The sequence below is a fragment of the Arthrobacter halodurans genome (genome assembly GCF_041877255.1).
In the GTDB taxonomy this organism is placed as follows: Bacteria; Actinomycetota; Actinomycetes; order Actinomycetales; family Micrococcaceae; genus Arthrobacter_N; species Arthrobacter_N halodurans.
In genome coordinates, this window is the sequence record NZ_JBHDLJ010000001.1 from 441,129 (window position 1) to 466,302 (window position 25,174).

A 25,174-nucleotide genomic window follows, 5' to 3' on the forward strand; every position below is an offset into this window, starting at 1 on the left:
TCCTAGCGACCGCGCGACCGTTGCCTTCGCCGCGGACCGGTCCGTGACGTCCCCTCACGGAGCCGGCGTCCGCGCCTCCCGCACCCGGCCGATCAGCCACCCGCCGTCGTCGCGGCGCAACTGGAGAACCACCCGCTGCACCGTTGGCTCGGCCACCGTGTCCACCACCCGCCCGTCGGCGGCGAGGACCCGGTAGGGGCCGATCGTGCTCACGGCGGAGACCTCCACGCTCCCGGGAGACGGGCCAGCCGCGACGGAGATCGACGCGAGGACGGTGCGCAGGCCGTCGTAGCGCAGGCCGCGTTCGCGCATCGACCGCACGGTTTCCTCGTCCGCGGCCAGGGAAGATCCGTCCGGGTGGTGGACGCGGCCCAGCAGCCCGGGTTCCGCGCCGGCCAGCGCGGCGTCTCGCAGGCCGGCCAGCGCGACGGCGGCGCGGCCGGGGTCCGCGGGGACCGCGGGGTCCGCGGGGACCGTCCCGGCGTTTCCGGCGCCGGGCTCCTCCGGGGCGGAGACGGCCGGGCCGGCCGCAACGGCCGTCGGCCGAGGACCCTCCCCGCCCGGCCCCTCCGGACCCGGCGCCCCCTGGTCCTGGACGAAGACGGCCGCGGCCGCGCCAACGACCCCCAGCACCGCAACCCCCGCGGCGATGGCCGCGACACGGGGCACGGCGCCACGGCGCCGTCCCGAGATCCCCGGCCGCGCCCTCCCGGGCACCGGCGCGGACCGCCGCCGGCGCCGCGGCCGCCCGGGCTCCTCGCCCACCTCGCCCACCACGGTGACCATGTGGCCCAGCGCCGCGGGGTGGACGGACGCGGTGAGCGCCACGGGTTCGGGCGGGGCCGCGCGGAAGACCTCGCGCGCGAACTCCGCGGCCGCGGGGCGCAGGGCCGGGTCCTCGGACAGGCACCGCTCCAGCAGCAGGGCGAACTCGTCCGGCGCCGCGGTCACCAGGCTTCCCAGCGGCGGCCGGTGGCTCGTGGCGGCGGGGACGCGGCCCGTGAGCAGGTACCAGGCGACCGCCCCCAGCGCGAAGACGTCGCGCTCCGGACTCAGGCGGCGGTCCCGCGGATCCACGGACTCCGGGGCCGAGAATCCGGGCGTCCCGCCGGTCGGGCCGTGCCGCCCCACGAGCCCGGCCAGCCCGAGGTCCCCGAGCTTGGGCAGACCCGCCGCGGTGAACAGGATGTTGGCCGGCGACACGTCCCCGTGCACCGCCCCGGCGCCGTGCAGGTGGGCCAGCGCCCGCGCGACGGGAGCCAGGATGGTGACCGCCTCGCCCAGGCCCACGGGACCGCGCGCCGCGACGAGGTCCGCGGCCGAGCCGCCGGGGAGGTACTCCATCAGGATCCCGGGTCCCGCGGACGTCGGAGCGGTGCCGACGACGGGGACCAGGTGGGGATGCAGGATCCCCCGCAAAACCTCCACCTCGCGCGCGACCGCGTCGGCCGACGGCGTGCCGCTGGGGCCTGTGTCCAGCGCGATCTTCAGCGCGAGGCGCTCACCCGTCGCCTCATCGAGAACCTCGTGCACGGCCGAGGCCCCGCCGCGGCCGATCTCCCGCAGCAGGACCCAGCCGTCGGCCGTCGGCGCCGTCCCGTTCGCCCGTGTCTCCGGTGTTTCCTCCATGGCTCCGTTATAGCGGAGGAGGGCGTGCCCCGCAGAAGTTGTCCACAGGCTTCGCGGATTCGAACCTGTCGCGGCCGGGGCGTAACCTTGACCGCATGACCATCACCTTTCAACGGGTCGGACTGGCGCCGGCGTTCGTTGACTACGCGACGGGCTGGGAGCTCCAACGGAGGACTCACGAAGGGGTCGCCGCCGGCCGCGGCGGGCCCACGGTCCTGCTGCTGGAGCACGCGGCCGTCTACACGGCGGGCAAGCGCACCGAACCGGAGGACCTTCCCGCGGACGGGACACCCGTGATCGACGTCGATCGCGGCGGCAAGCTCACCTGGCACGGGCCCGGGCAGCTGGTCGGATACCCGATCGTCCAGCTGCGCGACCCCGCCGCGATCCGCGACTACGTGGACCGCCTCGAGGAGGCCCTGATCCGCGTCGTCGCCGGCTACGGCATCGCCGGCACCCGCGTCAAGGGCCGTTCCGGGGTGTGGATCGAGGGGGACGGGGACCGCCGCGACCGAAAGATCGCCGCGATCGGCATCCGGGTGGACCACGGCACCACCATGCACGGCTTCGCGCTGAACTGCTCCAACGACCTGGCGCCCTACCTGCAGATCGTCCCCTGCGGCATCGCGGACGCCGACGTCACCACCATCTCGGCCGAGACCGGACGGACCGTCGACCCGGCCGACGTGATCGGGCGGGTCGAGGCGGAGCTCGCCGCGCTCCTCGCCCCCGCCGTCAGGACCCCCACCGCCGTCCCCGAAGGAGCCACCCCATGAGCCTCGCCCCCGAAGGCCGCCGCCTGCTGCGGATCGAAGCGCGCAACGCATCCACCCCGGTGGAGCGCAAGCCCGAATGGATCAAGGCCAAGGTCAACATCGGGCCGGAGTACGTCGACCTCAAGAAGCTGGTGAAGGCCGAGGGGCTGAACACCGTCTGCGAGGAGGCCGGCTGCCCAAACATCTTCGAGTGCTGGGAGGACCGCGAGGCCACGTTCCTCATCGGCGGATCCGAGTGCACGCGCCGTTGCGACTTCTGCCAGATCGACACCGGCAAGCCGCAGGCCGTGGACCGCGCCGAGCCCTTCAAGGTGGCCCAGTCCGTCAAGAAGATGGGGCTGCGGTACGCCACCGTCACCGGCGTCGCGCGCGACGACCTCGACGACGAGGGAACCTGGCTGTACGCGGAAACCGTCCGCCGCATCCACCAGTTCAACCCGGGCACCGGAGTCGAACTGCTCATCCCGGACTTCTCCGGCAAGAAGGCGTTCCTCGACGAGATCTGCGCCTCCGCCCCGGAGGTCTACGCCCACAACCTCGAGACGGTGCCGCGGCTGTTCAAGAGCATCCGGCCCGCTTTCCGCTACGAGCGCTCCCTGGACGTTCTCACCCAGGGACGCGCCAACGGCATGATCACCAAATCCAACCTCATCCTCGGCATGGGCGAGACCCGCGAGGAGGTTTCCGAGGCCATGCGGGACCTCCACGAGGCGGGCTGCGACCTGCTGACCATCACGCAATACCTGCGCCCGACCGAACGCCACCACCCGGTGGAGCGCTGGGTCAAGCCGCAGGAGTTCGTCGACCTGCAGCACGAGGCCGAGGAGATCGGGTTCCTCGGCGTCATGAGTGGGCCGCTGGTCCGCTCGTCCTACCGCGCGGGCCGCCTCTGGGCCGGCGCCATGCGCAAGAAGGGCCTGCCCATCCCGGAGGCCCTCGCGCACATCGAAAGCTCGGGCAGCACCCGCCAGGAAGCGTCCAGCCTCCTCCCGGCCAACTAACGGCACGGCATCCCCTAGAATTGGATCACTATGGCCAAGACCCCCGATAGCACTCCGACGGACGCAGCGCAGCCCAAACGCAGGCTGTTCTCGCGCAAGCCCAAGGCCGAGAAGGCCGCCAAGGAACCAGGCCGGCTGAAGCAGCTCGGCCAGGTGTTCCAGATGACCCGCAGGAACGACCCGATGGTCGTCTGGCTGATGCTGCTGGCGTTCCTCGGCACCGTCGCCGTCGGTCTGCTGATCGGCCTGCTGATCAACAACTGGGTGACCCTGCTGCTGATCTCCATCCCGCTGGGCCTGCTGGCCGCGACCCTCATCCTCTCGCGCCGGGCGGAACGCGCCGCCTTCGCGCAGCTCGAGGGGCGCCCCGGGGCCGTGGGCGCGGCGATGAGCGTGTTGCGCCGCGGCTGGATCCTCAAGGACCAGCCCGTCGCGATCAGCCCGAAGACGCAGGACCTTGTGTTCATGGCGATCGGCCGGGCCGGCGTCGTGCTGGTGACCGAGGGGCCGACCGCCCGGGTGCGCCCGCTGGCCGAGGCCGAGCGGCGCCGCATGTCCCGCGTCCTGCCCAACGTGCCCATCAAGGTGCTCAACGCCGGCAGCGGTGAAGGCCAGATCGCGCTGGGCGACGTGGCCAAGACGATGAAGAAGCTCCCCAAGACGCTGAACAAGCAGGAGGTCCACGCCGTGGACCTGCGGCTGGCCACCCTCGGCACCGCGAAGCTGCCGATTCCCAAGGGCATCGACCCGATGCGCGCGCGGCCGGACCGCCGCTCCATGCGCGGACGCTGACCCACGGACCTCCCCCGGACACGATGTCCGGCGCACGACGTCGTCGACCACGAGCAACGCCCGGCCGGGTGACCACGGCCGGGCGTTGTTGGCTTCAGCGGCCCGCGTGGACGCGGGAACGCCGCCGGCGGCCGGGATCCGCGCTTTAGATCCGCACGAGGATCGTCTTGGCGGCGCGGTCGTGGAGACCGCGCTGGTCGGCGTCCGCGACGAGCGGCGGGACGACCAGGCAGAGCAGGAGGGTGCGTACGAGGCCGTCGAGTGGCCGGGCCGCCGTTCCGTCCATCCGCTGCACCTGCATGCCCAGCGTGCGGTGGCCGATCGAGTGGCCGGTGACGCCGACGAACACCGCCTGCGTCGCGGCGAACACGGCGAGGTTGGCGATTGGGTCCCCCCCGAAGAAGAGGAACGACACGAGCATCGAGAGGGCCCAGTCGATGCACAGCGCCGCGACGCGGCGGCCGAAGCGGGCCACGCTCCCGGGCCCGTCGACGGGCCGGCCGAGGCGCTTGCCGGGCCAGGCCTCGGAATGGTGCTGCGGCGGCCCGCCCAGCCAGGAACCCAGGTCTTTTCTATCCACCCATCCAGCCTACCTCCGCGCCGGCTGCGGGCGCGTCCGGTGGGGTCGCGCGCGCGGGCGCCCGACGCGCCCGCGTAACGTCACGGAAACAATCACGTGACGGCGGGGAAACCGCGATTAGTTATGGTTGATACAACTTCGGGTACCGATCCCCGAGCCAAGTGGCCCCCGTGGCCCGGTCGATTGCGACGATATAGGAGCAATTCCAGATGTTTAAGACTACGGACGAAGTCCTCCAGTTCATTGCCGACGAAGACGTCAAGTTCGTCGACATTCGCTTCACCGACCTTCCCGGCGTGCAGCAGCACTTCAACGTGCCGGCCAAGACCGTGGACGCGGACTTCTTCGTCAACGGACAGCTGTTCGACGGCTCGTCCATCCGCGGTTTCCAGGGCATCGCCGAGTCGGACATGCAGCTCATCCCGGACGTGACCACCGGTTTCCTCGACCCGTTCCGCATCGAGAAGACCCTGGCGTTCAACTTCTCCATCGTCAACCCGCGCACGGGCGAGCCGTACCACCGCGACCCGCGCGGCGTCGCCGAGCGCGCCGAGGCCTACCTGGCCTCCACCGGCATCGCCGACACGGCGTTCTTCGCCCCCGAGGCCGAGTTCTTCATCTTCGAGAACGTGCAGTACGAGTCCAAGCCCCAGGGCGCCTTCTACAAGGTCGACTCGGACGAGGCTCCCTGGAACACGGGCCGCAAGGAAGAGGGCGGCAACCAAGGCTACAAGACGCCGTTCAAGGGCGGGTACTTCCCCGTGGCCCCGACCGACAAGCAGGCCGACCTGCGCGACGCCATCTGCGTCGAACTGGACGCCGCCGGCCTCGAGGTCGAGCGCTCGCACCACGAGGTCGGCGCCGCGGGCCAGGCGGAGATCAACTACAGGTTCAATACGCTGGTGCACTCCGCCGACGACATCCTGAAGTTCAAGTACATCGTGAAGAACGTGGCCGACGCCTGGGGCAAGTCCGCCACCTTCATGCCGAAGCCGGTCTTCGGCGACAACGGCTCGGGCATGCACGTGCACCAGTCGCTGTGGTCCAACGGCGACCCGCTGTTCTACGACGAGAAGGGCTACGCCGGTCTGTCCGACATGGCGCGCTGGTACATCGGCGGCCTCCTCAAGCACGCCTCGGCGGTGCTGGCCTTCACCAACCCGACGGTCAACTCCTACAAGCGCCTGGTCAAGGGCTTCGAGGCCCCGGTCAACATGGTCTACTCGCAGGGCAACCGCTCCGCCGGCATCCGCATCCCGATCACGGGCTCCAACCCGAAGGCCAAGCGCATCGAGTTCCGCGCGCCGGACGCGTCGTCCAACCCGTACCTGGCCTTCGCCGCGCAGCTCATGGCCGGCCTGGACGGCATCAAGAACCGCATCGAGCCCTCGGACCCGATCGACAAGGACCTCTACGAGCTCCCGGCCGACGAGGCCAAGGACATCCAGAAGGCCCCGGGATCCCTCGAGGAGGCCCTGCTGGCCCTCGAGGCCGACCACGAGTTCCTGCTCGCGGGCGACGTCTTCACCGACGACCTGATCCGCACCTGGATCGACTACAAGCGCGAGAACGAGATCAAGCCGCTCTCGCTGCGGCCGAACCCGTACGAGTTCGAGCTGTACTACGGCTGCTAGCGGCCCGCGCGGCTGAGCCGCGGACAAAGGGCCCGCACGGACGGCCTCCACCTCGGTGGGGCGGCCCGTGCGGGCCCTTCGTCGTCGCGGCGCGGTGGTGGCATGGGAAGAGCGCCCCGCCGGTACCGGACGGAGCGCCCTCTGGCGTCGGCCCCAAGCCGGACGCCATTCGGCTCACTTCCCCAAGTTCTTGCCGAATTGTTGTCAGCCTACGAGGCCAGAGTGGCCCGTGGTAGGCCCCCGCCGAGTCTTGCGCCAATCTTGTGCGGATCTTGAGCTTCGGCCCCCGCTAGCCGGCGATCGTCGTCAGCAGGAACGCGGCCGGCTGCTCCGCGGTGACGCGGTGCACCGCGTCGGGCAGCACGAACAGGCCGCCGTGCAGCACCGTCTGCTCCCCCGCGTCCCACCGCACCGTCACCGCGCCCTCCAACACCAGCAGGGTGGCCGCCTCCGGCTTCGTGTGGTCGTTCAGGACGGCACCGGCGGTCAGCGCCAGCAGCGTGTGGCGCAGCCGCCCGTCGTTCAGGACCGCGTGGGCGCTGCGCCCGTGCGGCGCGTGCCGCGCCTTCTCCAGGTGCTCGCGGGCCAGCTCGTCCAGTTGCGCCTTCGTGATGTGCATGGCTCTGCCCTTCCCTCGTCCGCGGCCCGGTGCCGCTACGTCTCGAATCCGTAGAAGTGGCGCTCGAAGACGTGCCGCGCGCGCCGCGCCGCCTTCCGGTAGTCGTCCTCCAGCCGCGAGGCCGCGCCGTGGGGGTAGCCGCACCAGCGGGCCACGGCCTCCAGGTCGCGGTACGTGCGCGGCAGGACATCGGAGGGGCGCCCGGTGCACACGTAGGTCGCGCTGCGGATCCGCGTGGCCAGCGACCACGCCCGGTCCAGCAGCTCCACGTCCTCCGCGGGAAGCAGTCCCTCGGCGGCGATCGCGCGCAACGCCTCGCGCGTCGAGGTCGTGCGCAGCGACGGGTACCGCGCGGCGTGCTGCAGCTGCAGGAGCTGCGCCATCCACTCGACGTCGCTCAGCCCCCCGCGGCCCAGCTTCAGGTGCCGCGCGGGATCGGCGCCGCGCGGCAGCCGCTCCGCCTCCATGCGCGCCTTGACCCGCCGGATCTCCGTCACCTCGTGCGGCGTCGCGTCGCCGGCGTAGCGCACCGAGTCCACGAGCCCCATGAAGTCGGCCGCCAGCTCGTCGTCGCCGGCGATCGGGCGCGCGCGCAGCAGGGCCTGCTTCTCCCAGGTGAGGACCCACCGCTCGTAGTACTCGCGGTAGGACTCCAGGGACCGCACCAGCGGGCCCTGCTTGCCCTCCGGACGCAACGCGGCATCGACCACGAGCTTGGGTTCGGCCTGGACGGCGGGCTTGAGCGGCTGCGTCAGCAGCTGCCCGAGCCGCGCCACCACGCGCTGGGCCTGCTGCTGCGCCTCCTGCGGGTCGGCCCCCTCGAGCGGGCGGTGCACGAACATCACGTCCGCGTCGGACCCGTAGCCGATCTCCCGGCCGCCCTGCCGCCCCATGGCCACGACCAGCAGCGCGGTCGCCCGCGGCGTCGTCCGGAACTCCTCGGTCTCGGCCACACGGAGCGCGCCGAGCACCGCGGCGCGGTCGGCATCCGACAGCGCGCGTCCGATCTGGTCCACGTCCACCAGCCCCGCCGAGTCGGCGAGCGCGACCCGCAGCATCTCGCGCCGGCGGTTCAGCCGGACCAGCCGCATCGCGGAATCGGGCCGGGGGTGCCGGCGCATCTTCGACGCGTTCTCCTGCCACAGCTGCTCGAACGGCATCGGGGTAAGCTCCTTGTCGTCCCCGAGCCACGCCGCGGATTCCGGCGAGACCTCCAACAGGTCCGTGATGAAGCGGCTGTTGGCGAGCACGTGGCACAGCCGTTCGGCCCCGGCGCGCGAGTCGCGCAGCATGCCGAGATACCAGTGGGATTCCCCCAGCGCCTCGCTGAGCCGGCGGAAGCCGAGCAGCCCGGCGTCCGGGTCGACGCCCTGGGCGATCCACCCCAGCAGCACGGGGAGGAGCTGTCGCTGCAGCGCGGCGCGGCGGCGGACGCCGGCGGTCAGCGCCTCGATGTGGCGCATCGCGCCGCGCGGGTCGACGTAGCCGAGCGCCTTCAACCGGGCCTCGGCGGCGTCGGAGGTCAGCCGGACCTCGTCGGTGCTCAGGTTCGCCGCCGTCGCCAGCAGGGGCCGGTAGAAGATCCGCTCGTGCAGCTGGCGCACCGCCTTCTTGGTCTGCTGCCACTGCTCGGCGAGCTCGGCCGCCGTCGGGCGGGCGGCGGCCGTCCCGCCCTGTGCAGCGCGCGCCAGGGCCCGCAGCGCCGGCTCCTTCACGGGCATCAGGTGGGTCCGGCGGAGCTGCACCATCTGGATCCGGTGCTCGAGCACGCGCAGGTAGCGGTAGGCCGCGTCGAAGTCCGCCGCGTCCGATCGGCCGATGTAGCCGGCCTCGCTCAGCGCGTCGATGGCGCCCGTCGTGTCCCGCAGGCGCACGGACTCGTCGACGCGCCCGTGCACCAGCTGCAGGAGCTGGACGGTGAACTCGACGTCGCGCAGGCCGCCGGGACCGAGCTTCAGCTGGCGGTCGGCCTCGTGCGCCGGGATGTTGTCGGTGACGCGGCGCCGCATGGCCTGCACGGACTCCACGAAGCCGTCCCGCTCGGAGGAGGCCCAGATCATCGGCGCAACGGCGTCCTCGTACGCGCGGCCCAGCTCCGCGTCGCCCGCGATGAACCTGGCCTTCAGCAGTGCCTGGAACTCCCAGCTGTGGGCCCAGCGGCGGTAGTAGGCCACGTGCGAGTCCAGGGTGCGGGACAGGGGCCCGTCCTTGCCCTCGGGGCGGAGGTTCGCATCGACCTCCCACAGGCCCGGTTCGATGCCGGGGGTGCCGAGGGCACGCGCGATGCCCGAAGCCAGTGAGGCGGCGATGGCGCCCGCCCGCTCGTCCCCGACGCCCTCGGCCTCGTGGACGTAGACCACGTCGACGTCGGAGATGTAGTTCAGTTCGCCGGCGCCGCACTTGCCCATCCCGATGACGGCCAGGCGCACCGCCGCGACGTCCCCCGCCGGGAAGCGCTCCGCCGCCTCGGCGCGGGCCACGGCCAGCCCGGCCTCCACCGCGGCGGCCGCCAGGTCGGCCAGTTCGCGCCCCACGAGCGGCATCGCCTCGAGCGGGTCGGCGGCGCACAGGTCCCGCACCGCCAGGTCCGTGAGCCAGCAGCGGTAGGCGACCCGCAGGTCGCGGTAGGCCTCCTTGCCTCCGGCCGCGGCCACGGGCGCGCGGTCGACCGGATCCGCGCCGACCGCGCGCAGGAGCTCCTCGCGCAGGCGCTTCGGCGGGACGGCGGTGGGCACGGCGTCGGGCTCGCGGTCCAGCAGGCCGACGTGCTCCGGATGGCGGATGAGGAACTCGGCCAGCGCCTCCGACGCCCCGAGCAGGCGGAAGAGCGGCATCGACCGGTCCCCGCGTCCGACGAGCCGGAGAACCCCGGGCTCGCGCTCGGCCAGCCGGACGAGGGCCAGCACCGCCTGGTCCGGGTCGGCGGACAGCGCGAAGCCGGACAGGAGCTCCTCCTCGCTGAGGGAGGCCAGCTCCGGGGCGCCCATGAACCGCTTCGCGCGGTCCACGTCCACGAACCCGGCGGCGATCAGCCGGCGATTGAGGCTCACGGCCTGTCCCTAGAGGATGCCGAGGTAGCGGTTGATCTCGAACGGGCTGACGTTCTGGCGGTAGGCGTTCCACTCGTCCTGCTTGTTGCGCAGGAAGCTCTCGAAGACCTGCTCGCCGAGGATGTCCGCGACGAGCTCGGAGTCCTCCATGCTGCGGATCGCGTCGTGCAGCGAGCCGGGCAGGGGGTCGTGGCCCATGGCCCGCCGCTCGGCGGAGGACAGGCTCCACACGTCGTCCTCGGCGCCCGCCGGCAGCTCGTAGCCCTCCTGGATGCCCTTGAGTCCGGCGCCGAGCAGCACGGCGTAGGCCAGGTACGGGTTGGCCGCGGAGTCGATGCCGCGGTACTCGACGCGGGCGGACTGTCCCTTGTTGGGCTTGTACAGCGGCACGCGCACCAGCGCGGAGCGGTTGTTGTGGCCCCACGAGAGGTGGCTGGGCGCCTCTCCCCCGCCCCAGAGGCGCTTGTAGGAGTTGACGAACTGGTTGGTCACGGCCGTGAACTCGGGGGCGTGGCGCAGCAGGCCCGCGATGAACTGGCGGGCCGTCGTGGACAGCTGGTACTCCTGCCCGGCCTCGAAGAACGCGTTGGTGTCGCCCTCGAACAGGGAGAAGTGGGTGTGCATGCCGGAGCCCGGGTTGTCCGAGAACGGCTTGGGCATGAACGTCGCGTAGATCCCCTGCTGGAGCGCCACCTCCTTGATCACGGTGCGGAACGTCATGACGTTGTCCGCGGTCTGCAGCGCGTCCGCGTAGCGCAGGTCGATCTCGTTCTGGCCCGGCCCGTTCTCGTGGTGGCTGAACTCCACGGAAATGCCCACCGCCTCGAGCATGGTGACCGCGCGGCGGCGGAAGTCCTGGCCGACGCCCCCGGTGACGTGGTCGAAGTAGCCGCCGTAGTCGACCGGCACGGGGGCGCCGTCGGGGCCGATGTCCGGGGACTTGAGCAGGTAGAACTCGATTTCCGGGTGCGTGTAGCAGGTGAAGCCCATGTCGGCCGCCGCCGCCAGCTGCCGCTTGAGGACGTTGCGCGGGTCGGCCGCGGACGGCGCGCCGTCGGGCGTGAGGATGTCGCAGAACATGCGCGACGTCGGCTCGGTCTCGCCGCGCCACGGGAGGATCTGGAACGTCGACGGGTCCGGCTGGGCCAGCATGTCCGACTCGTAGATCCGCGAGAGCCCCTCGATGGACGACCCGTCGAACCCGAGCCCCTCCTCGAAGGCGCCCTCGACCTCGGCGGGGGCCAGCGCCACGGACTTCAGCGAGCCCACGACGTCGGTGAACCAGAGGCGGACGAAACGCACGTCGCGCTCTTCGATGGTCCTGAGGACGAACTCCTGCTGACGGTCCACGTGCGGGACTCCTTCCACGTCTCACTGCTGCGGCGGCGTAGGCAATCGCCGCCGGTTGCCACTCTACTCGGAAGCCCGCCGGTTCCTCCGCGGCGGGGGCCCGCGGCCGCTTCATGTGGGGCGCGGTGAAGTAGGCTGTCGGGCATGAATGCCGAAGAGAACGCCCCCTACGGCCAGGGGGCCGGGACGCCGGCGCGCCCGGCCGCGCCGCAGCCCGCCTCGCGCATCAGGACGCACCACCTCGCGCGGTTCAAGGCCGAGGGCCGGAAGTTCGCCATGTTGACCGCCTACGACCAGTACATGGCCCAGATCTTCGACGAGGCGGGCATCGAGGTCCTGCTCGTGGGCGATTCGGCCGCCAACAACGTCATGGGCTACGAGACGACGCTGCCGATCACGCTGGACGAGATGATCGTGTTCGCGAAGTCGGTGACCGCCGGCGCCAAGCGGCCGCTCGTGGTCGTGGACCTGCCGTTCGGGTCCTACGAGGTGTCCCCTGCCCAGGCCGTCGAGTCCTCGGTCCGGCTCCTGAAGGAGGCGGGCGTCCACGCGGTGAAGATGGAGGGAGGCGCCCACTTCGCCGGCCACGTCCGCGCCCTCGTGGCCGCCGGCATCCCGGTGATGGCGCACATCGGCTTCACCCCGCAGAGCGAGCACACGCTCGGTGGCTACAGGGTGCAGGGGCGGGGCGAGGGCGCCGCCGCGCTCCTGGCCGACGCGCTGGCCCTCGAGGAGGCCGGCGCCTTCTGCGTGCTCATGGAGATGGTCCCCGCCGACGTCGCCGCCGACGTCGAGCGCCGGCTGGCCGTCCCCACGATCGGGATCGGGGCGGGTCCGGCGACCACGGGGCAGGTCCTGGTGTGGCAGGACATGCTCGGGCTGCGCACCGGCAGGATCGCGAAGTTCGTCAAGCAGTATGCGGACCTGCGCACCGTCGTCTCGGGGGCGGCCCGCGCCTACCACGACGACGTCGCGGCCGGCACGTTCCCGGCGCCGGAACACGGCTTCTAGCCGGGAGCGGCCGCGCGCCCGGGGCTACGCGTCGTCCTGGGCGTCCCACGCCTCGTTGCGCTGGGCCACCTTGGCCGGGGCGTTCTCGGCCTCGGCGCGCGTGGCGTACGGCCCGATCAGCTGGGACCAGTCCGACTGCGCGCCGACCTCGACCTGCTTGGTCACCACGTTGTACCAGAAGTCGCCCCGACCTGCTCCGGTGCCCTCGCTCATGCTGCCTCCTCGTGTCCTGGGTGCCCGGGGTCGGGTTGGCCCCGGGTTCCGCCCCACCAGCCAACCACGCCCGCGGGTCCCCGCCAAGTGTCGGCCTACTCCCCCGCGCGGCCGGGGCGATAGGATCGGGTACATGCCCAGCGCCACCACAGCACCCGTAGGAAACCTCGTCCCCGGAACGCCGACCCCGGGGCGCCACGTCCCCTCGTCGATCGCGCGGCCCGAGTACGTCGGCCGCCCCGCACCGGCGAAATTCGAGGGCTCCGAGGTCAAGGACGCCGAGACGATCGAGCGCATCCGCGTCGCCTCGCGGATCGCCGCGCGCGCGCTGCGGGAGGTCGGCCGCGCCGTCCGGCCGGGCGTGACGACGGACGAGCTGGACCGGATCGGCCACGAATACCTCGTCTCCCACGGCGCCTACCCGTCCACCCTCGGGTACCGCGGCTTCCCCAAGTCGCTGTGCGCCTCCATCAACGAGGTCATCTGCCACGGCATCCCGGACAGCACCGTCGTCCGGGACGGAGACATCGTCAACATCGACATCACCGCCTACATCGGCGGGGTGCACGGGGACACGAACGCGACGTTCCTCGCCGGCGACGTGGACGAGGAGTCCCGCCTCCTCGTGGAGCGCACCGAGGAGTCGCTGCGGCGCGCCATCAGGGCGGTCATGCCGGGCCGGCAGATCAACGTCATCGGCCGGACGATCTCCGCCTACGCCAAGCGCTTCGGCTACGGCGTCGTCCGCGACTTCACGGGCCACGGCGTCGGCGAGGCCTTCCACACCGGCCTCATCATCCCGCACTACGACGCGGCGCCCGCCTACAGCCGCGTGATCGAGCCCGGCATGGTGTTCACGATCGAGCCGATGCTGACACTGGGCACCGTGGACTGGGACATGTGGGACGACGAGTGGACCGCCGTCACCCGGGACCGCCGGCGCACGGCCCAGTTCGAGCACACCCTGCTCGTGACCGACGACGGCGCCGAGGTCCTGACGCTCCCGTAGCCGCGCGACCGCGCCCGGCAGTCCGGAACCCCGCGGCACCGCCGGCCGCCGGACCACCGGCGCCCCCCCGAAAACCCGGACCACCCACCCTTCCCACCCCCTACCGCACGCCAAGGAGCCAGATGTCGAAGGACGACAAGAAGAAGCGCAAGAACGCCACCGCGATCGGCATCGACATCGGCGGCACCGGCATCAAGGGGGGAATCGTCGACCTGAAGAAGGGCAAGCTCGTCGGCGACCGCTTCCGCATCGACACGCCCCAGCCCTCCACCCCGGAGGCGGTGGCCGCCGTCGTGGCGCGCATCGTCGCCGAGCTGTCCACCCGCGAGGACGCCCCGAGCCCCGACGCGCCCGTCGGGGTCACCTTCCCGGCCATCATCCACCGCGGCGTCGCGCTGTCGGCGGCGAACGTGGACAAGTCCTGGATCAACACGGACGCCGACGCGCTGTTCACCGCCGCGCTCGGCCGCCCCGTCCAGGTGATGAACGACGCCGACGCCGCCGGCCTGGCCGAGGCGCGCTACGGCGCGGGCAAGGGCGTCGACGGCACGGTTATGGTCATCACGCTGGGCACGGGCATCGGCTGCGCGCTGATCCACGACGGGGTGCTGGTGCCCAACGTCGAGCTCGGGCACCTGGAGATCGACGGGCACGACGCCGAGTCCCGCGCCTCGGCGTCGGCGCGCGAGCGCGCCGGGCTCTCCTGGGACGAGTACGGCGTCGTCCTGCAGCGCTACTTCTCCCACGTGGAGTTCCTGTTTTCGCCGAGCCTCTTCATCGTCGGCGGCGGCATCTCCAAGCGCAGCGAGGACTTCCTGCCCCTGCTCGACCTGCGCACCCCGATCATCCCGGCGTCGCTGAAGAACAACGCGGGAATCGTCGGCGGCGCCCTGCAGGCGGCGGTGCACTTCGGCTTCGCTTCCTAGCGGAACCCCGGCGTGGTGCCGGTGGCGGCAGCGGCTTCCCCTCCGCGGCCGCCACCGGAGCTTGTCCGGCGGCCGGCGTCAGTGCGCGGCGAGCGGCCGCTGCCGCCCGCCGGGCGGCCCGACGGCCTCGCGCCGCAGCTTGGCGATCGCCGCCTCGAAGTCCTCGAGGGAGTCGAAGTCCTGGTAGACGCTCGCGAAGCGCAGGTACGCGACCTGGTCCAGCTTCTGCAGCGGGCCGAGGATCGCGAGGCCGACCTCGTGGGCGTCGATCTCGGCGGTGCCCGAGGCGCGGACGGCCTCCTCGACCTCCTGCGCCAGCAGCGCCAGGTCGTCGTCGGTGACGGGGCGGCCCTGGCAGGCCTTGCGGACTCCGGTGATGACCTTGCTGCGGCTGAACGGCTCCGCGACGCCCGAGCGCTTGATCACGCTCAGGCTGGTGGTTTCCACCGTGGTGAAGCGGCGGCCGCAGGCGCCGCACTGGCGGCGGCGCCGGATGGACGATCCGTCCTCGGTGAGCCGCGAATCGACGACCCGGGAATCGGAGTTCCTGCAGAACGGGCAATGCATGCCGTCCACCCTCTCTCCTCGACGCGGTGACGTGGCCCCACCGGAATCATCCTAGGACCACATGTGGGCGAATGACAAGCGTGTCATTACCACATGTAGTGGTTACCGCGGCGCTCCGGCGTCCGGTGCGTCGGGCTCCGGGTCCAACCGCGCCAGCACGGCGTCCCCGTGGGCGGGCAGGTCCTCCGCGCGGGCCAGCGCGACGACGTGGTCCCCGACGTCCCGCAGCGCGGCGCGGCCGTAGTCGACGACCTGGATCGCCTTGAGGAACGTCGCCACGCCCAGGCCGGAGGCGAACGCCGCGGTGCCGCTGGTGGGCAGCACGTGGTTGGAGCCGGCGCAGTAGTCGCCGAGGCTGACCGGGCTGTCCTCGCCCACGAAGATCGCGCCCGCCGCCGTGATGCGCGACGCCACGGCGCGCGCGTCCGCCGTGTGGATCTCCAGGTGCTCGGCCGCATAGGCGTCGCAGACCCGGATGCCGGCGGCCACGTCGTCGACCAGGATGACCGCCGACTGCGGGCCGGACAGGGCCTCGGCGACGCGGGCGGAGTGCCGCGTGGCGCGCACCCGGTTCGCGAGCTCCCCGCGGACGGCGGCGGCGAGCTCCTCCGAGTCCGTGACGAGGACCGCGGCCGCGTTCGGGTCGTGCTCGGCCTGGCTCACCATGTCGGCGGCGACGTAGCCGGCGTGTGCCGTGGCGTCGGCGAGGATCGCGATTTCGGTCGGCCCCGCCTCGGCGTCGATGCCCACGGCGCCCTTGACCAGCCGCTTCGCCGTCGCGACGTAGAGGTTGCCGGGACCCGTGACGACGTCGACCGGCTCGATCGCCAGATCCGCGCCGTCCGGCGAGCCGGCGGGCGCGGGGACGCCGTAGGCGAGCGCGGCGATGGCCTGCGCGCCCCCCACCGCGTGGACCTCGCGCACTCCCAGCAGCTCCGCGGCGGCCAGGATGGTCGGGTGCGGCAGGCCGCCGAACTCCTTCTGCGGCGGGGACGCGATGGCCAGCGACGCGACGCCGGCGGCCTGCGCGGGCACGACGTTCATCACGACCGAGCTGGGGTAGACGGCCAGCCCGCCGGGCACGTACAGGCCCACGCGGCGCACGGGCACCCAGCGCTGGGTCACGCGCGCACCGTGCGGGTAGACCACCGACACGTCCTCGGGGACCTGGGCGGCGGCGAACTCGCGGGCCCGTTCGATCGACTCCTCCAGGCCGGCGCGCACGGCGGGGTCCAGGTTCTCCAGCGCCTCGGCCAGCGCGGCCGCGGGCACGCGCGTGTGCGCCTGCTCGACGCCGTCGAACCGCGCGGCCAGCGCGGAGAGCGCGGCGAAGCCGCCGGACCGCACGTCGGCGATGATGGCCGCGACCGCGGCCGACGCGGAGTCGACGTCCAGCTCCGGACGGGGCAGGGCGGCCTTGAGGCCCGCGTGGTCGAGCGCCGCGCCCCGGAGATCGATGGTGCGCAGGGCGAACCCGGCGCGGACGTCGGCGGGGTCCTCGGTGCCGGGCAGGGTCGCGCGGCCTGACGTGTTCTGGGGGGCTGGGGAAGTCACACCACCAGTTTACGCGGCGGGGCGCGCCGGCGGCCCGACCGGCGCCGCGGCCCTAGACGTCGAGGCAGGCGGGACCGAGCAGGACCTTGAGGTCCCCGAAGAGCGCCGGGTTCGGATTGACCCGGAACTCCATGCCCAGCCGCATCAGCTGAACGGTCCGGGTGCCGGAGAGCTTGACCCGGACCTCCGTGTTGCCGGCGTGCGTGCGCAGCACCTCGCCCAGCGCGGTCACGACCTCCTCGGTCGCCTTGTGGCTGGGCAGGCTGATGACGACGGGGCCGGCGAGGCCGTCCTCGCTGATCTCCGGGATGGTGAGCTCCTGCGCGTTCAGGCTCACCGCGCCGTCGTCGCGCCGCTGCAGCCGGCCCCGGACGACGACGATGAGGTCCTCGGCCAGCAGCGTGGCGATCGGGCCGTAGACCTGCCCGAAGAACATCACCTCCATCGAGCCGCCCAGGTCCTCGATCTCGCACTTGGCGTAGGCGTTGCCGCTGTTCTTCGCGATGCGGCGCTGCAGCGAGGTGATCATCCCCGCGATCTTGACCTGGTGCCCGTCGGCGGGACCGTCCTCGGACAGCACCTGCGTGATGGAGAGCTCGGCGTGTTGGTCCAGCAGGCCGCCGAGCCCCTGCAGCGGATGGTCCGAGACGTACAGGCCCAGCATGTCCCGCTCGAACGCGAGCTTATCCTTCTTCTCCCACTCCGGCAGGTCGGGGATCTCCACGGCGAGCCCGGAGCCCACGGAGGGGTCGTCGAACGCGCTGAAGAGGTCGAACTGGTTCGCGGCCTCGTTGCGCTTGAGCACGATGACCGAGTCGACGGCCTCCTCGTGAATCATCGCGAGCGAGCGCCGCGGGTGGCCCATGGAATCGAACGCGCCGGCCTTCACCAGGGACTCGATGGTCCGCTTGTTGCACACGACGGCGGGCACCTTCTGCAGGAAGTCGCCGAAGTTCTCGAACGCGCCCTTCTCCTCCCGGGCGGCGACCATCGCGTGCACGGCGTTGGTGCCGACGTTGCGGATCGCGCCCATCCCGAAGCGGATGTCGTCGCCGACCGGGGTGAAGTTCAGGGCGGACTCGTTGACGTCCGGCGGGAGGACGGTGATGCCCATGTGCCGGCACTCGTTCAGGTACATCGCCGACTTGTCCTTGTCGTCCCCGACCGAGGTCAGCAGCGCCGACATGTACTCGGCCGGGTAGTGCGCCTTGAGGTAGGCGGTCCAGTAGGAGACCAGCCCGTAGGCGGCGGAGTGCGCCTTGTTGAACGCGTAGTCGGAGAACGGCAGGAGGATGTCCCACAGCGCCTTGATCGCGGCCTCCGGGTAGCCGCGGTCGACCATGCCCTGGTGGAAGCCGGCGTACTGCTTGTCCAGCTCGGACTTCTTCTTCTTGCCCATCGCGCGGCGGAGGATGTCCGCCTGGCCGAGCGAGTAGCCGGCCACCTTCTGCGCGATCGCCATGACCTGCTCCTGGTAGACGATCAGGCCGTGGGTCCCGCCGAGGATCTCGGCCAGCGGCTCCTCGAGCGCCGGGTGGATGGGCGTGACGTCCTGCAGCCCGTTCTTGCGCAGGGCGTAGTTGTTGTGCGAGTTCGCGCCCATGGGTCCCGGGCGGTACAGCGCGATGACGGCGGAGATGTCCTCGAAGTTGTCCGGGCGCATCAGCTTCAGCAGCGAGCGCATGGGCCCGCCGTCGAGCTGGAAGACCCCCAGAGTGTCGCCGCGGGCCAGCAGCTTGTAGGACTCGGCGTCGTCGAGCTCGAGCCGCTCGAGGTCCAGGTCGACGCCGCGGTTGGCCTTGATGTTCTCCAGCGCGTCGGAAATGATCGTCAGGTTCCGCAGGCCGAGGAAGTCCATCTTGATCAGCCCCAGGCCCTCGCAGGTCGGGTAGTCGAACTGCGTGATGACCTGGCCGTCCTGGAACCTGCGCATGATCGGGACCACGTCGATGATCGGGTCCGAGCTCATGATCACGCCGGCCGCGTGCACGCCCCACTGCCGCTTCAGGCCCTCGATGCCCTTGGCGGTCTCGAAGACCTTCGCCGCCTCCGGGTTGGTCGCGACGAGCTCGCGGAACTCCCCGGCCTCGCCGTAGCGCTTGGCCTGCGGTTCCTCGATGTCGCTCAGCGGGATGTCCTTGGCCATCACGGCCGGGGGCAGGGCCTTGGTCAGCAGTTCGCCCATGCTGAACGGGTAGCCCAGCACGCGGGAGGAGTCCTTGAGCGCCTGCTTGGTCTTGATGGTGCCGTAGGTGACGATCATCGCCACGCGCTCGTCGCCGTACTTCCGGGTCACGTAGTCGATGACCTCGGGGCGGCGGCGGTCGTCGAAGTCGACGTCGAAGTCGGGCATGGACACGCGCTCGGGGTTCAGGAACCGCTCGAAGATCAGCCCGTGCCGCAGCGGGTCCAGGTCGGTGATGCGCAGGGCGTAGGCCACCATGGAGCCGGCGCCGGAGCCGCGGCCGGGCCCCACGCGGATGCCGTTGTCCTTGGACCAGTTGATGAAGTCGGCGACCACGAGGAAGTAGCCGGGGAACCCCATCGTGTTGATGACGTCCAGCTCGTAGTCGGCCTGCTTGCGGACGTCGTCCGGGATGCCGGCCGGGTAGCGGTAGGCCAGCCCGGCGTCGACCTCCTTGACCAGCCACGAGGTCTCGTCCTCCCCCGGCGGGCAGGGGTAGTTGGGCATGTAGTTGGCGTCGGTGTTGAAGGAGACCTCGCACCGCTCGGCGATGAGCAGGGTGTTGTCGCAGGCCTCGGGGAACTCGGAGAACAGCTGGCGCATCTCGGCCGGCGACTTCAGGTAGTAGCCGCTGCCGGAGAACGCGAAGCGCGACCCGCCCTGGTCGTAGGTCGGCTCGAGGAGCGTGGAACCGGACTGGATGGCCAGCAGCGCCTCGTGGGCCTTGGCGTCGTGCTCGTGGGTGTAGTGCAGGTCGTTCGTCGCGACCAGCGGGATCTCCAGTTCGCGGGCCAGCCGGACCAGGTCCTTCGTGACGCGCCGCTCGATGTCCAGCCCGTGGTCCATCAGCTCGCAGAAGTAGTTCTCCTTGCCGAAGATGTCCTGGTACTCCGAGGCGGCCCGCTTGGCCTCGGAGTACTGGCCCAGGCGCAGCCGCGTCTGGACCTCGCCCGAGGGGCAGCCCGTGGTGGCGATGAGCCCGGGGCTGTAGGTCTCCAGGAGCTCCCGGTCCAGCCGCGGGTACTTGCCGAACGCGGAGTCCAAGGAGCCGATCGAGGAGGCGCGGAAGAGGTTGCGCATGCCCTGGTTGTTGTGGCTGAGCAGTGTCATGTGCGTGTAGCTGCCGCCACCGGAGACGTCGTCCCGGCGCTGGTTCTCCTCGCCCCAGCGCACGCGGGTCTTGTCGTTGCGCGCGGTCCCGGGGGTGACGTAGGCCTCGACGCCGATGATCGGCTTGATGCCGGCGTCGGTCGCCTTCTTCCAGAAGTCGAACGCCCCGAAGAGGTACCCGTGGTCGGTGGTCGCCAGGGCCGTCATGCCCAGCCGGTCGGTCTCCGCGAAGAGGTCCCCGAGCCGGGCCGCCCCGTCGAGCATGGAGTATTCCGTATGGTTGTGAAGGTGGACGAATCCGTCCGAAGTTGAGCTGGCCACCGATCCATTCTAGGCCGTGCGGGGCGTCAGTTCGTGCCGTGCCGCAGCAGCTCGAGCGCGTGGTCCAGATCGGCCGGGTACTCGCTGGTGTACTCGACCCAGTCGCCGGTCACCGGGTGCGGGAAGCCCAGCCGGTACGCGTGGAGCCACTGCCGGGTGAGCCCCAGCGACGCGGCGAGTCGCGGGTCCGCGCCGTACGTCTGGTCCCCGGCACAGGGGTGGCGCAGCGCGGCGAAGTGCACGCGGATCTGGTGCGTCCGCCCGGTCTCCAGCCGGACCTCGACCAGCGAGGCGCGTCCGAAGGCCTCCAGCACCTTGTAGTGCGTCACCGAGTCCCGCCCGTCCTCGATGACGGCGAACTTCCAGTCGTGGCCCGGATGCCGGCCGATCGGGGCGTCGATGGTGCCCTCCAGCGGGTCCGGGAGGCCCTGGACGACGGCGCGGTAGATCTTCGACGGCGTCCGTTCCCTGAACGCGCGCTTCAGCGCGGTGTAGGCCCGCTCCGACGTGGCCACGACCATGGCGCCCGACGTGCCGACGTCGAGGCGGTGCACGATGCCCTGGCGCTCGGCCGCGCCCGAGGTGGAGATGCGGTAGCCGGCGGCCATCAGCGCGCCGACGACCGTGGGTCCCACCCAACCCGGCGAGGGGTGCGCCGCCACGCCGACCGGCTTGTCGATGACCACGTAGTCGTCGTCCTCGGCCAGGATCCTGAGGTCTTCCACGAGCTCGCTTCTCACTTCCAGTGGGTCCGGGCGTTCCGGGACGGTCACGTCGATCCGCTCGCCGGCGGCGGCTCGCCGCGACTTCGCGACGGGGTTGCCGCCGGCCAGGACGTGGCCGTCGGCGATCAGCTGCGCGGCCCGCGTCCGCGAGACCCCCAGCTCGGCGGCCACGACGGCGTCCAGGCGCGCCCCGTCGTGGCGCTCGCCCACCACGAACCCGGTCATCGGGAGGGCTCCGCGTCGGCGGGGCGCCCGTCGATGCCGAGGCCCCTGAAGATCATCAGGCAGATCGCGATCATCGAGCAGACCACGAGGGAGTCGGCGATGTTGAAGATCGCGAAGTTCGGCACCGAGATGAAGTCGACGACGTGGCCCATGCCGAAGGAGGGCTCGCGGAAGAGACGGTCGGTCAGGTTGCCGGCAGCACCCGCGAGCAGGCCGCCGAGCGCCAGCGCCCACGGCCAGGAGCCGAGCTTCCGAAGCAGGAAGAACACGTAGACCACCACGGCCGCCTGGACGATCGTGAAGATCCACGTGACCTCGGTGCCGATGGAGAAGGCCGCCCCGGGATTGAGGATGTAGTGCCAGCGCAGGAACGGCGGCCACACGTCGATGGTCTCCCCGAGCGCCATGTTCGCCTGCACCAGCCACTTGGTGGTCTGGTCCAGCGCGTAGCCCACGGCCGCGACGGACAGCAGCGTCGCGACGAGCGCGCGACGCCGGGGCGCGGGGCGCACCGGCCGCTCGCCCGCGGCCGCGGGTTCGTCCGGGGTGCGGATCGGTTCGTGCTCCATGCTCTCCCTTTAACTAGGCGTCGGCGGCCGGGTATCCCGGCCGCCGACGTTCACTGCGTTGCCGTCCCGCCGCGGCGGGGCTGCGTCCTGCGTGCTAGGCGCTCTCCTGGGTTTCCGGCGTGGCGACGGATCCCTTGGACTCGAGGTCGCGCAGCTGGCCCTCGATGTAGGTCTTCAGGCGGGCGCGGTAGTCGCGCTCGAAGGCCCGGAGCTGCTCGACCTTGTGCTCGAGCACGGACTTCTGCTGCTCGAGGGCGCTGAGCGTCTTGCGGCTCTTCTCCTCGGCGTCGTTGACCAGGGTGTCGGCCTCGACCTTCGCCTCGGCGATGATCTTGTCGCGCTGTTCGACGCCGGCCCCGACGTACTCGTCGTGCAGGCGCTGGGCCATCGCCAGGACGCCCGCGGCGGAGGCCGCGGACTCGCCCGAGGCGGCGGGCGCGGACGGGGCGGCGGCGTTCTGCGACGGCCCGGCCTTCGGGGACGCGGCGGACTGGTCCTTCCCGGCGACGTCGGCGCGCGCCTCGGACCCGGCGGCGGGGGCGGTCTCGGCGGCGGGCGCGGCCGCGACGGGGGCCGGCACCGCGGACTCGCCGTCGCCGGACTGCAGTTCGGCCACGCGGCGGCGCAGCTCGTCGTTCTCCTGGTTCAGGCGGCGCAGTTCGACGACGATCTCGTCGAGGAAGTCGTCGACCTCGTCCTGGTCGTAGCCCTCGCGGAACTTGGTCGGCTGGAAGCGCTTGTTGACTACGTCTTCTGGCGTGAGCGCCATCTGGTCACCTCGATGCTGTGGTTCTTCCCCCGACCGCTGCTGCGGCCGGGGTACGCATAATCCCGTTCATGGAACCCCCGCCGTCCATCGCGGGGCGCCTCGGTGACAAGACTATAGCGTCTGGGTTCGGGAGACGAACCTGCCCGGGCGGCCGGGCGCGGATCCGTCCGCCGCTACGCGAGGCTCCGGACCACGATCTTCGCGATGAACACGGCGAAGTACAGGATGAGGAAGGCGAGGTCCAGCCGCATGCCGCCGAGGTCCAGCGGCTTGACCTTGGAGCGCAGCCAGCGCATGGGCGGGTCGGTGACGCGGTAGACCACGCTGGCGGCGAGCAGGGCCAGACCGCGCGGGCGCCACGAACGGGCGAACATCTGCACGACGTCGAAGACGATCCTGACCATCAGGAACACCTGGACGATCGTCAGGGCGATGTAGATCAGGGCGAGGAGGAGTTCCACGGCTGGTGTTCGGCCCGGCTAGCTCTGGTTGAAGAAGGAGGCCTGGCCCTCGGAGGACTTCTTGTCCTCGCCGAGCACCTCCACGGTCGACGGCGAGAGCAGGAAGACCTTGTTCGTGACCCGCTCGATGCTGCCGTGCAGGCCGAACACGAGTCCGGCGGAAAAGTCCACCAGGCGCTTGGCGTCGCCCTCGCCCATGTCGGTGACGTTCATGATGACCGGAATGCCCTCCCGGAAGCTCTCACCGATGATCTTGGCGTCGTTGTAGGACCGGGGGTGGACCGTGGTGATCTGCCGCAATGAGGAATCCTCGTCCCTTGAAGATGGCGCGCGCTTGATGGGGGTGACGGGGGCCCGGTACTCGGTCTCGGCCTCGGGCGCGGCGGCCACGGCGTGGTGGCCGCGGTCGTCCATGGCCGGCTCGTGGCGCCGCACGTCGTCGCGCTCGTCGAGGTCGTAGTCCTCCGAGCCGTAGCGCTCGTCACCGTCGGCGAGGCCCAGGTAGATCATCGTCTTGCGCAGTGCGCCAGCCATGGTCTTCTCCTTATGATCGTGCGCGGTCCAAGGGTCTGCTCCGCAAGAGTCTCCGCTGCCATCGACGCTACCCCAACGGCGGGCGCGGCCCGAGGACATCGGAACCGACACGCAGGTGTGTCGCCCCGGCCGCGACGGCCGCCTCCAGGTCCTGGCTCATGCCGGCCGACACCATGGCCGCGTCGGGGTGTTCCCTCCGGAGCTCCCGGGCCACGACCATGAGCCGCGCGAAGGCGTCCGCCGGGTCCTCCCCCAGCGGCGCCACGGCCATGAGGCCGGACAGCTCCAGGTTCCCGGCCGCCGCGATCGCGGCGGCGAGGGCGGGGACGTCCGCGGGCGCGGCACCGCCGCGGGCGGCCGGGGAATCGGCCGCCCCGGGGGCCGCGGCGCGGCGGAGGTCGACCTGGACGAGGCACTTGAGGCGCGGGCGGGGAGGAATCCCCTCCGCGCCGCGCCGCTCGTTCTCCCGGGCCACCGCCTTGTCCAGCGCGGCCACCAGCTGGGGACGGTCGATCGAGTGCACGGCCCCGGCGTAGCGGACCACCGACTTCGCCTTGTTCGTCTGCAGCTGCCCGATGAAGTCCCACTCCAGGCCGAGGTCCGCCAGTTCGGCGGCCTTGGCCGCGGCCTCCTGGTCGCGGTTCTCGCCCACGCGCCGGACGCCGAGCTCGGCGAGCAGACGGACGTCGGACGCGGGGAAGAACTTGGTGACGACGATCAGTTCCGGCTCGTCGGCGCGGCCGGCGGCGCGGGCCGCGGCGGCGATGCGCGCGCGCACGGCGTCCAGCCGCGCGGCAAGCTCCCCGCGGCGCGCGGGACCGGCGCCGCCGGCCGTCGCCGCGCTCACCGGGGGTCCCCGGCGCGCCAGACCAGCCCGGCGAAACGGCCCGTGGCCCGGTCGCGCCGGTAGGAGTAGTACGCGGGGTGCTCCAGCGTGCAGACGCCCGCGGAGTGCACGGCCGCCCCGGCGCGGGACAGCAGCCGGGCCGCCGCCCCGGGCAGGTCCAGCCCCGGAGTCCCCCGGGACGTGGTGGTGGCGATGCCGGGCATCGACCGTTCCGCGTCCGACGCCATGTCCGGCGGCACCTCGTAGCAGGCGCCGCAGATCGACGGTCCGATCCACGCCTGCAGTTCGGCGGCACCGGCGCCGCGCAGGGCCCGGACCGCGCCCTCGAGCACACCGCCGAGCAGCCCGGCCCGGCCGGCGTGCGCGACGCCGGTGGCGGCGCCGTCCGCGGTGCGGCCCACCAGCACGACCGGCACGCAGTCCGCGACCATCACGGCCAGCGGGGAGCCGCCGTCGGGACTCACGAGGGCGTCGGCCGTCGGGGCGCGGCCGCCCGGCGGCTCGGGGTCCACGCCCACGGTGTGGGTCGCCGCGGAGTGCACCTGGTCCATGAACCGCAGCCGGCCCGCCCCCAGGCCCAGTCGCTCCTCGAGCCGGACCCGGGCGTCGGCGACCCGCACGGGATCGTCGCCCACGTGCAACGCGAGGTTGCCGTCCGCGCTCGACGTGAAGGCCACGCGGATCTCGGGGAGACCCGCGGGTACGTATCGGAGCATG

At 71.8% G+C, this 25,174-nt stretch carries 23 protein-coding genes; 7 read left to right on the forward strand and 16 right to left on the reverse strand.

Translation table 11 applies throughout. From position 1 onward, the window contains the following. Positions 1-54: 54 nt before the first annotated feature. A complete protein-coding gene (locus ACETWP_RS02000) occupies positions 55-1,629 on the reverse strand; it encodes a serine/threonine-protein kinase (RefSeq protein WP_373970505.1) in 1,575 nt (524 codons plus the stop codon). A 95-nt stretch (positions 1,630-1,724) separates the two neighbouring features. On the opposite strand from ACETWP_RS02000, the gene lipB reads away from it, so the two are divergent. The 3 genes from lipB to ACETWP_RS02015 are packed head-to-tail and all read left to right on the forward strand — an operon-like array spanning position 1,725 to position 4,198. Then, positions 1,725-2,405, forward strand: coding sequence for a lipoyl(octanoyl) transferase LipB (lipB, locus tag ACETWP_RS02005; protein WP_373970506.1), 681 nt, complete (start codon positions 1,725-1,727; stop codon positions 2,403-2,405). Beyond that, the gene (lipA, locus tag ACETWP_RS02010; RefSeq protein ID WP_373970507.1) at positions 2,402-3,406 is read left to right on the forward strand and encodes a lipoyl synthase; all 1,005 of its coding nucleotides are present in this window, start codon (positions 2,402-2,404) and stop codon (positions 3,404-3,406) included. The genes lipB and lipA overlap by 4 nt, the downstream gene beginning before the upstream one ends. 30 nt (positions 3,407-3,436) lie before the next feature. Then, positions 3,437-4,198, forward strand: coding sequence for a DUF4191 domain-containing protein (locus ACETWP_RS02015; protein ID WP_373970508.1), 762 nt, complete (start codon positions 3,437-3,439; stop codon positions 4,196-4,198). 145 nt (positions 4,199-4,343) lie between these two features. Here ACETWP_RS02015 and ACETWP_RS02020 read toward each other — a convergent pair whose 3' ends face one another. Next, positions 4,344-4,778, reverse strand: a complete 435-nt coding sequence (locus ACETWP_RS02020; protein ID WP_373970509.1) for an RDD family protein — start codon at positions 4,776-4,778, stop codon at positions 4,344-4,346. A gap of 209 nt (positions 4,779-4,987) precedes the next feature. Here ACETWP_RS02020 and glnA (ACETWP_RS02025) point away from each other — a divergent pair, with 209 nt between their 5' ends. Beyond that, the gene (gene glnA, locus ACETWP_RS02025) at positions 4,988-6,412 is read left to right on the forward strand and encodes a type I glutamate--ammonia ligase (RefSeq protein WP_373970510.1); all 1,425 of its coding nucleotides are present in this window, start codon (positions 4,988-4,990) and stop codon (positions 6,410-6,412) included. Between the two features lie 289 nt (positions 6,413-6,701). Here glnA (ACETWP_RS02025) and ACETWP_RS02030 read toward each other — a convergent pair whose 3' ends face one another. From ACETWP_RS02030 to glnA (ACETWP_RS02040), 3 genes are read right to left on the reverse strand one after another with little or no spacing between them, the layout of a single operon-like run. Next, positions 6,702-7,031 carry a cupin domain-containing protein gene (locus ACETWP_RS02030; RefSeq protein WP_373970511.1) on the reverse strand — a complete coding sequence of 110 codons (330 nt, stop codon included), beginning with the start codon at positions 7,029-7,031 and terminating at the stop codon, positions 6,702-6,704. Between the two features lie 35 nt (positions 7,032-7,066). Further along, on the reverse strand, positions 7,067-10,081 hold the full coding sequence (locus tag ACETWP_RS02035; protein WP_373970512.1) for a bifunctional [glutamine synthetase] adenylyltransferase/[glutamine synthetase]-adenylyl-L-tyrosine phosphorylase: 3,015 nt from the start codon (positions 10,079-10,081) through the stop codon (positions 7,067-7,069). A gap of 9 nt (positions 10,082-10,090) precedes the next feature. Next, a complete protein-coding gene (gene glnA / locus ACETWP_RS02040) occupies positions 10,091-11,431 on the reverse strand; it encodes a type I glutamate--ammonia ligase (protein WP_373970513.1) in 1,341 nt (446 codons plus the stop codon). 144 nt (positions 11,432-11,575) lie between these two features. On the opposite strand from glnA (ACETWP_RS02040), the gene panB reads away from it, so the two are divergent. Then, positions 11,576-12,442, forward strand: a complete 867-nt coding sequence (gene panB, locus ACETWP_RS02045) for a 3-methyl-2-oxobutanoate hydroxymethyltransferase (protein WP_373970514.1) — start codon at positions 11,576-11,578, stop codon at positions 12,440-12,442. A gap of 24 nt (positions 12,443-12,466) precedes the next feature. Here panB and ACETWP_RS02050 read toward each other — a convergent pair whose 3' ends face one another. Next, on the reverse strand, positions 12,467-12,655 hold the full coding sequence (locus ACETWP_RS02050; protein WP_373970515.1) for an SPOR domain-containing protein: 189 nt from the start codon (positions 12,653-12,655) through the stop codon (positions 12,467-12,469). A 133-nt stretch (positions 12,656-12,788) separates the two neighbouring features. Between ACETWP_RS02050 and map the strand changes: the two genes are divergently transcribed. Both map and ppgK read left to right on the forward strand, forming a co-directional pair. Beyond that, on the forward strand, positions 12,789-13,664 hold the full coding sequence (gene map / locus ACETWP_RS02055; RefSeq protein ID WP_373970516.1) for a type I methionyl aminopeptidase: 876 nt from the start codon (positions 12,789-12,791) through the stop codon (positions 13,662-13,664). Between the two features lie 122 nt (positions 13,665-13,786). Then, on the forward strand, positions 13,787-14,590 hold the full coding sequence (gene ppgK / locus ACETWP_RS02060; protein ID WP_373970517.1) for a polyphosphate--glucose phosphotransferase: 804 nt from the start codon (positions 13,787-13,789) through the stop codon (positions 14,588-14,590). Between the two features lie 78 nt (positions 14,591-14,668). On the opposite strand, the gene nrdR is transcribed toward ppgK, so the two are convergent. The 10 genes from nrdR to ACETWP_RS02110 form a co-directional block, all read right to left on the reverse strand. After that, positions 14,669-15,157, reverse strand: a complete 489-nt coding sequence (gene nrdR, locus ACETWP_RS02065; protein ID WP_373970581.1) for a transcriptional regulator NrdR — start codon at positions 15,155-15,157, stop codon at positions 14,669-14,671. A 102-nt stretch (positions 15,158-15,259) separates the two neighbouring features. Next, the gene (gene hisD / locus ACETWP_RS02070; RefSeq protein WP_373970582.1) at positions 15,260-16,669 is read right to left on the reverse strand and encodes a histidinol dehydrogenase; all 1,410 of its coding nucleotides are present in this window, start codon (positions 16,667-16,669) and stop codon (positions 15,260-15,262) included. A gap of 94 nt (positions 16,670-16,763) precedes the next feature. Continuing rightward, positions 16,764-20,327, reverse strand: coding sequence for a DNA polymerase III subunit alpha (gene dnaE, locus ACETWP_RS02075; protein WP_373970518.1), 3,564 nt, complete (start codon positions 20,325-20,327; stop codon positions 16,764-16,766). A 26-nt stretch (positions 20,328-20,353) separates the two neighbouring features. Beyond that, a complete protein-coding gene (locus ACETWP_RS02080; protein ID WP_373970519.1) occupies positions 20,354-21,277 on the reverse strand; it encodes an RluA family pseudouridine synthase in 924 nt (307 codons plus the stop codon). Next, positions 21,274-21,846, reverse strand: coding sequence for a signal peptidase II (gene lspA, locus ACETWP_RS02085; RefSeq protein ID WP_373970520.1), 573 nt, complete (start codon positions 21,844-21,846; stop codon positions 21,274-21,276). Before lspA ends, ACETWP_RS02080 begins: the two co-directional genes overlap by 4 nt. Before the next feature lie 94 nt (positions 21,847-21,940). After that, entirely contained in the window at positions 21,941-22,615 is a 675-nt protein-coding gene (locus tag ACETWP_RS02090) for a DivIVA domain-containing protein (RefSeq protein WP_373970521.1), read from the reverse strand. Between the two features lie 173 nt (positions 22,616-22,788). Further along, a complete protein-coding gene (locus tag ACETWP_RS02095) occupies positions 22,789-23,076 on the reverse strand; it encodes a YggT family protein (RefSeq protein WP_373970522.1) in 288 nt (95 codons plus the stop codon). An 18-nt stretch (positions 23,077-23,094) separates the two neighbouring features. Then, a complete protein-coding gene (locus ACETWP_RS02100) occupies positions 23,095-23,610 on the reverse strand; it encodes a cell division protein SepF (RefSeq protein ID WP_373970523.1) in 516 nt (171 codons plus the stop codon). 67 nt (positions 23,611-23,677) lie between these two features. Continuing rightward, entirely contained in the window at positions 23,678-24,457 is a 780-nt protein-coding gene (locus tag ACETWP_RS02105) for a YggS family pyridoxal phosphate-dependent enzyme (RefSeq protein WP_373970524.1), read from the reverse strand. Then, entirely contained in the window at positions 24,454-25,173 is a 720-nt protein-coding gene (locus tag ACETWP_RS02110) for a purine nucleoside phosphorylase YfiH/LACC1 family protein (RefSeq protein WP_373970525.1), read from the reverse strand. Before ACETWP_RS02110 ends, ACETWP_RS02105 begins: the two co-directional genes overlap by 4 nt. Position 25,174: the final 1 nt, after the last annotated feature.

Excerpts from the sequence above, each read along its gene's own strand:
- ppgK (WP_373970517.1), top strand. The coding sequence starts at position 13,787 with ATGTCGAAGGACGACAAGAAGAAGCGCAAGAACGCCACCGCGATCGGC.
- glnA (WP_373970510.1), top strand. The coding sequence starts at position 4,988 with ATGTTTAAGACTACGGACGAAGTCCTCCAGTTCATTGCCGACGAAGAC.
- lipA (WP_373970507.1), top strand. The coding sequence starts at position 2,402 with ATGAGCCTCGCCCCCGAAGGCCGCCGCCTGCTGCGGATCGAAGCGCGC.
- panB (WP_373970514.1), top strand. The coding sequence starts at position 11,576 with ATGAATGCCGAAGAGAACGCCCCCTACGGCCAGGGGGCCGGGACGCCG.
- ACETWP_RS02050 (WP_373970515.1), bottom strand. The coding sequence starts at position 12,655 with ATGAGCGAGGGCACCGGAGCAGGTCGGGGCGACTTCTGGTACAACGTG.
- ACETWP_RS02090 (WP_373970521.1), bottom strand. The coding sequence starts at position 22,615 with ATGGCGCTCACGCCAGAAGACGTAGTCAACAAGCGCTTCCAGCCGACC.
- ACETWP_RS02080 (WP_373970519.1), bottom strand. The coding sequence starts at position 21,277 with ATGACCGGGTTCGTGGTGGGCGAGCGCCACGACGGGGCGCGCCTGGAC.
- ACETWP_RS02030 (WP_373970511.1), bottom strand. The coding sequence starts at position 7,031 with ATGCACATCACGAAGGCGCAACTGGACGAGCTGGCCCGCGAGCACCTG.
- lspA (WP_373970520.1), bottom strand. The coding sequence starts at position 21,846 with ATGGAGCACGAACCGATCCGCACCCCGGACGAACCCGCGGCCGCGGGC.
- lipB (WP_373970506.1), top strand. The coding sequence starts at position 1,725 with ATGACCATCACCTTTCAACGGGTCGGACTGGCGCCGGCGTTCGTTGAC.
- ACETWP_RS02110 (WP_373970525.1), bottom strand. The coding sequence starts at position 25,173 with ATGCTCCGATACGTACCCGCGGGTCTCCCCGAGATCCGCGTGGCCTTC.
- nrdR (WP_373970581.1), bottom strand. The coding sequence starts at position 15,157 with ATGCATTGCCCGTTCTGCAGGAACTCCGATTCCCGGGTCGTCGATTCG.
- ACETWP_RS02000 (WP_373970505.1), bottom strand. The coding sequence starts at position 1,629 with ATGGAGGAAACACCGGAGACACGGGCGAACGGGACGGCGCCGACGGCC.
- ACETWP_RS02015 (WP_373970508.1), top strand. The coding sequence starts at position 3,437 with ATGGCCAAGACCCCCGATAGCACTCCGACGGACGCAGCGCAGCCCAAA.
- ACETWP_RS02100 (WP_373970523.1), bottom strand. The coding sequence starts at position 23,610 with ATGGCTGGCGCACTGCGCAAGACGATGATCTACCTGGGCCTCGCCGAC.
- map (WP_373970516.1), top strand. The coding sequence starts at position 12,789 with ATGCCCAGCGCCACCACAGCACCCGTAGGAAACCTCGTCCCCGGAACG.